Raw genomic sequence first — 2821 nt, forward strand, 5'->3', positions numbered from 1 at the left:
GCCAGACGGCGCGCCGGTTCGAGCAGCGCATCGGCATCTTCGTCCGGCCCCACCAGCGACTGAAACACCCGCATCTCCTTCTTCACCAGCGCGCTTTTCTGCCGGTGCGGATACATCGGATCGAGATACACCACGTCCGGTGCCGGCGTGATATCACTCAGCGCCTGCTGGCTGACCACATGCAGCAGCGTCAGGCGCTCGCGCAGCCAGCCGCCGATCTCCGCATCTTCATAGCCACGCCGCAAACCATCTTCCAGCAACGCCGCGACCACCGGATGACGCTCCAGCATACGCACGCGGCAGCCCAGCGCGGCCAGCACAAAGGCATCGCGCCCCAATCCCGCCGTCGCGTCCACCACGTCGGGCAGGTAATCCCCTTTGATGCCCACCGCTTTCGCCACCGCTTCGCCGCGTCCGCCGCCAAATTTGCGGCGGTGCGCCATCGCGCCAGAAACGAAATCGACAAAGATGCCGCCGAGCTTCGGCTCGTCCACTTTACGCAGCTCCAGATGCTGCGCTGTCAGCACCAGCGCCAGCGTGGCGCTGTCGTCCTGCTCCAGCCCCCAGCGCTGCGCCAAATGTAATAAGGCGCCGTCTCCGGCGCCTGTTTCATCCACTAAACCGATCTTCACAAGCAGGCTTATCCCTGAATTCCGTAGTGTTCCAGCATCGCATCCAACTGCGGTTCACGGCCGCGGAAGCGTTTGAACAGCTCCATCGGCTCTTCGGAACCGCCGCGTGTCAGGATGTTGTCGAGGAACGACTGACCGGTCTGACGGTTGAAGATGCCCTCTTCTTCGAAGCGCGAATACGCATCGGCAGCCAGCACGTCGGCCCACAGATAGCTGTAGTAACCCGCCGCGTAGCCACCGGCAAACACGTGGCTGAAGGCGTGCGGGAAGCGGCCCCACTCCGGGCTCGGCACCACGGCAACCTGCTTTTTCACTTCACGCAGGGTTTCGAGGATTTGCGCGCCCTGCGCCGGATCAAACTCGGTATGCAGACGGAAATCGAACAGGCCGAACTCCAGCTGACGCAGAATGAACAGCGCCGCCTGATAATTTTTCGCCGCCAGCATTTTATCCAGCAGCGCTTTCGGCAGCGGCTCACCGGTTTCGTAATGGCCGGAGATGAACGCCAGCGCTTCCGGCTCCCAGCACCAGTTTTCCATAAACTGGCTCGGCAGCTCGACCGCGTCCCACGGCACGCCGTTGATGCCGGATACGCCCGGCGCTTCGATGCGCGTCAGCATGTGGTGCAGGCCGTGGCCGAACTCGTGGAACAGCGTGGTCACTTCATCATGAGTGAACAGCGCCGGTTTGCCCTGGACCGGGCGATTGAAGTTACAGGTCAGGTACGCCACCGGCTTCTGCAGGCTGCCATCGGCTTTACGCATCTGCCCGACGCAGTCATCCATCCACGCGCCGCCGCGCTTGTGCTCGCGCGCGTAAAGGTCAAGGTAGAAGCTGCCACGCAGCTCGCCGCTCTCGTCGAACAGGTCGAAGAAACGCACGTCCGGATGATAAACATCCACGTCGGTACGCTCTTTGGCGGTGATGCCATAAATACGCTTCACCACTTCAAACAGGCCGTTCACCGCGCGTGATTCCGGGAAGTACGGACGCAGCTGTTCGTCGCTGATGGTATACAGATGCTGTTTCTGCTTCTCGCCGTAATAGGTGAGATCCCACGGATTCATGTCATCCACGCCAAACTCTTTTTTGGCGAAGGCACGCAGCTGCGCCAGCTCTTTTTCACCCTGCGGGCGCGCGCGTCTGGCGAGGTCGTTCAGGAAGTCGATCACCTGAGACGGGCTTTCCGCCATTTTGGTTGCCAGCGATTTGTCGGCGAACGAGTCAAAGCCCAGCAGCTCGGCCAGTTCGTGGCGCAGCGCCAGCTCTTCCGCCATGATTGGGCCGTTGTCCCATTTACCGGCGTTCGGGCCCTGATCGGAGGCACGAGTGGAATAAGCGCGATACATCTCTTCACGCAGCGCGGCGTTGTCGCAGTAGGTCATCACCGGCAGATAGCTCGGGATATCCAGCGTCAGCAGCCAGCCTTCCTGCTGTTTGGCTTCCGCCTGCGCTTTGGCCGCGGCCAGTGCGCTCTCCGGCATGCCCGCCAGCTCGGCTTCGTCGGTGATCAGTTTGCTCCAGCCCATGGTGGCATCCAGCACGTTGTTGCTGTAAGCCGATCCCAGTTCGGAGAGGCGCGCGGCGATCTCGCCATAGCGTTTCTGTTTCTGTTTATCGAGGCCGATACCGGACAGCTCAAAGTCGCGCAGGCTGTTATCCACCGCTTTCTTCTGCGCGGTATCCAGCTGCGCGTAGCTCTCGCCCTCACGCAGGTTGCGATACGCCTGATACAGGCCTTCGTGCTGGCCCACCCAGGTGCTGTATTCGGACAGCAGCGGCAGCGTCTGCTCGTAGGCTTCGCGCAGTTCCGGGCTGTTTTTTACCGAGTTGAGATGGCTGACCGGCGAGAAGATGCGGCCCAGGCGATCGTCCACTTCCGCCAGCGGCTGGACTAAATTTTCCCAGGTGTAAGGCGCGCCCTGCGCCACTACGCGCTCCACCGCTGCGCGACAGTCGTTCAGCGCTTCAGTTACAGCGGGAACCACGTGCTCAGGTTTGATGGCGGAAAAAGGCGGTAGCGTAAAAGGCGTGAGTAACGGATTGGTCATAAGCGCAGTCCTTTCATCATGGAGTGGGGCCGCGCGCAGGGGCGCGGCGCAATTTTACTAACATGCGGCCAGACGAGGGGAAAATCAATGCCACCCGCAAGGGCAGAGAGAAAAACGCGCGATGAATCGCGCCGCTAC

Annotated in this window: 2 protein-coding genes; both read right to left on the reverse strand. The window is 61.3% G+C overall.

Annotated elements, in window-relative coordinates; genetic code table 11:
• Positions 1–632 (reverse strand): class I SAM-dependent methyltransferase (locus tag ERD80_RS17485; RefSeq protein WP_136547831.1); only part of this gene is annotated, 632 nt, incomplete at its 3' end.
• 8 nt (positions 633–640) lie between these two features.
• Positions 641–2683: an oligopeptidase A gene (prlC, locus tag ERD80_RS17490; RefSeq protein WP_059012341.1), complete on the reverse strand. Its 2043-nt coding sequence runs from the start codon at positions 2681–2683 to the stop codon at positions 641–643.
• Between the last annotated feature and the right edge of the window lie 138 nt (positions 2684–2821).

Source organism: Pantoea sp. R102 (assembly GCF_004916815.1).
Taxonomy (GTDB): Bacteria; Pseudomonadota; Gammaproteobacteria; order Enterobacterales; family Enterobacteriaceae; genus Pantoea; species Pantoea dispersa.

Coding starts and splice junctions, on each gene's coding strand:
- prlC (WP_059012341.1), bottom strand. CDS start 2,683: ATGACCAATCCGTTACTCACGCCTTTTACGCTACCGCCTTTTTCCGCC.